General features: G+C 33.2%; 4 protein-coding genes. All 4 read left to right on the forward strand.

Annotation, left to right across the window (positions count from 1 at the left end):
• Positions 1-345 precede the first annotated feature (345 nt).
• The 4 genes from ACR2MV_RS14965 to ACR2MV_RS14980 all read left to right on the forward strand — a co-directional run bounded on the left by ACR2MV_RS14965 (position 346) and on the right by ACR2MV_RS14980 (position 2,552).
• Positions 346-555 carry a PLDc N-terminal domain-containing protein gene (locus ACR2MV_RS14965; RefSeq protein WP_434022930.1) on the forward strand — a complete coding sequence of 70 codons (210 nt, stop codon included), beginning with the start codon at positions 346-348 and terminating at the stop codon, positions 553-555.
• A gap of 202 nt (positions 556-757) precedes the next feature.
• A complete protein-coding gene (locus ACR2MV_RS14970) occupies positions 758-1,342 on the forward strand; it encodes a hypothetical protein (RefSeq protein ID WP_434022931.1) in 585 nt (194 codons plus the stop codon).
• Positions 1,343-1,487: 145 nt separating this feature from the next.
• Positions 1,488-1,871 (forward strand): hypothetical protein, encoded by a 384-nt coding sequence (locus tag ACR2MV_RS14975; protein ID WP_434022933.1) that lies wholly within the window; start codon positions 1,488-1,490, stop codon positions 1,869-1,871.
• A 147-nt stretch (positions 1,872-2,018) separates the two neighbouring features.
• Complete coding sequence (locus ACR2MV_RS14980; RefSeq protein WP_434022934.1) at positions 2,019-2,552, forward strand: hypothetical protein; 534 nt, start codon at positions 2,019-2,021, stop codon at positions 2,550-2,552.
• Positions 2,553-2,769 lie beyond the last annotated feature (217 nt).

A 2,769-nucleotide genomic window follows, 5' to 3' on the forward strand; every position in this document is an offset into this window, starting at 1 on the left:
TAGTTGATACTGGAGCAGAACTGAAAAAAGGTGATAAGCTGTGTGTCATTGAAAATGAAAATGGAGTCTCAATGCAATTCGAAAGTTTCTTAAAAGGGAGACTGAATTATAAATTTCCTGAAAAACAGATTCTGAAACAGAATTCAGTAATAGCCCGAATCGGGTCGTTGAAGTAAAAATACTTGCTACAACAACGGGTATCAGCAATAGCTTTAATCCGTCTTCGCAAGGAAAATTAAAGAAGAAAACAAACCAAAACTATAAATCAACTAACGTGGAGGAGCTACTGCTCATACCCAAACCGTTGGCGGTAATTAAAACAACCAAATTCAAAACAAGTAATTAATGGGAATAAGCATCTACCAATGGATTGTAATTCTAATCGCATTATGGATAATTCTAGCTCCAATAGCAATAATCCATATTCTAATGTCTAAGTTAGAAAGAAAAGAAAAACTCTTATGGGTCGGTATTGTGCTTTTACTCAACTTTGTAGGTGTAATATTATACCTATTCATTGGGTTAAAACAAAGAGCTAGAGCATCCAAAGTTTGAAGGTGGGCGAGAGATAAGAAAAGTCTTCAAGGTGATTCTTTATGCTGAATTAAACTACCGCCAACAACGTGTATAAGCAATAGCTTCAATCCGTCTCCGAGCGGAAAATTAGAATTTGAAAATAAAATTAACAAATATAACCAACCAACGTTCTTGAGCTACTGCTCATACACACACCGTTGCCCACTATTAAACAAAATTATTGAAAAGTAGAAAAACTTATTTAAAAGCAAAATCTGTATTCATTGTCTCTTTAATTGTTATTGGGCTAACAATTTCAATAGTATATCTAACTGGTTTAAAATTTGATAGAACAATTGAGTTAAATTCATATTACTCATTAACAATTATTGGTCTTTCTCTAGTCATGTTTATGACATATGGACTGTACAACGGAATTGATTTACTAAATAATTATCCTGTTTTTAAGAAATATCGCAGAGGAGCCATATTTGATGTTGCAAGCCCATTCCCAGAGGAAACTCCAGATCTGGATATAGGTGATGGCATAGAAGGAGTCATCATGTCTATTCTTATTTGGATTGGTATGACAATACTATTTATAGTTTTACTATTTCTAGTAGAGGCAATATTTTGGTTTTCAATAATGGTCCTTATAGCGATGCTCTATTGGGTGTTTTTTAGAGCACTTAAATTAGTTTTTAGTAAATCAAATGAGACAGAAGGCAAAATCGGTTTATCCTTGATTTATTCCATAAGTTATTCTGTTTTATATATTGGTTGGCTTTATGCGGTGGTTTATTTGGTTGAAGGTTATCTTGGGTAATAAACAGTGGGCAACAACGGGTATAAGCAATAGCTTCAATCCGTCTCCGAATGGAAAATGAAAACTAAAACGAACTTAAAAAATAAAACCTACATTAGGGGAGAGCTACTGCTCATACCCAAACCGTTGTAGTGCATTAAATCCCATGAAAACATTAGTATTAAGCACAATATTTTTTCTAGCATATTTTCTTAATGTGCAAAATGATTCAAATGACTTATTTGGGAGATGGGAGTGTTATCATAAAGAACTTGAAGACGGAACCACAAAAAGCACGGATCTCTTCAGTGGAGAGGTTTCTGAAATCTCATGTGATGATCTCATAATAGAACTGAAACCTGATTATACGGGTTCAGAATCGATCGGGGGAGTAACCTTTAAATTCACTATGAATGACTCAATTTTAACCCTTGGAAATCGCAACTACGTGATAGAAAAGTTGAGCATTTCTGAACTGGTTATTAGGGATTTTGACTCTGAAAAGAATAATTTGTTTAATTATAGACAGAAGTTTAAAAAAATAAAGTAGCGGAGAAATAAAACGCACTACAACAACGGGTATCAGCAATAGCTTCAATCCGTCTTCGCAAGGAAAATGAAACAAGGAACAAACATAATCAATAAAACAAACCAACGTGAGTGAGCTACTGCTCATACCCAAACCGTTAGCATACATATGAGAACAAAATTTTTGTTAATACTATTGACATTGTTTTTAACTCAATCTTATTCACAAGATTTTGGAACAATAAGACTTGATTCAGAATTACAAAAAAAACATTCTGACTCTTTGAAAAATATCGGAGAAAGATTGAATGGAAAATGGAAATATCTTGGCAAAAGTGCAAATGGAAGTTTGATAGATACTGTAGGTACAAGTTCCAAAAATGGCAATAGAAGCATTATTATTGTTGAAAACGGAATCGTATTTGAAGTGGAAGGAAATAAGAAGAAAAAGGCTAATTACTATTATGAGATTATTTTTAGTTTCATAAACGGAAAAGGGTTTTATTCTCGTGAGAAAAAGTATCTTATTGATGGTATTACTGAAATCTCATCAGACCAACCAATACCTGAATTAGTTTATTATAAAGAAAAATTTGGAATTGTTTTTCACCAAATGTTAGGAGAAACTTTTAATGGAATAAATGAATTGACATCTGAGAGACTTGTGCTTGAAAACGGAAAAGAATATTTGAAATTAGAATGAATTACGTATGCTAACAACGGGTATCAGCAATAGCTTCAATCCGTCTCCGAAACGAAAATGAATACTAAACTACAAACCAATCAATAAAAACAACATTAGGGGAGAGCTACTGCTCATACCCAATCCGTTGGCTACAATTTGAGCAACAGAATGCACAGAACAAAGGAAATACTAGCTTACACAATCCTAACAATAATTTGTTTTGGAATTTCGGTGT

The sequence above is a fragment of the Lutimonas sp. genome (genome assembly GCF_051011215.1).
Lineage (GTDB): Bacteria > Bacteroidota > Bacteroidia > Flavobacteriales > Flavobacteriaceae > Lutimonas.

What these genes read in the sequence shown, in the direction of transcription:
- ACR2MV_RS14965 (WP_434022930.1), top strand. Translation starts at nt 346, where the DNA reads ATGGGAATAAGCATCTACCAATGGATTGTAATTCTAATCGCATTATGG.
- ACR2MV_RS14975 (WP_434022933.1), top strand. Translation starts at nt 1,488, where the DNA reads ATGAAAACATTAGTATTAAGCACAATATTTTTTCTAGCATATTTTCTT.
- ACR2MV_RS14980 (WP_434022934.1), top strand. Translation starts at nt 2,019, where the DNA reads ATGAGAACAAAATTTTTGTTAATACTATTGACATTGTTTTTAACTCAA.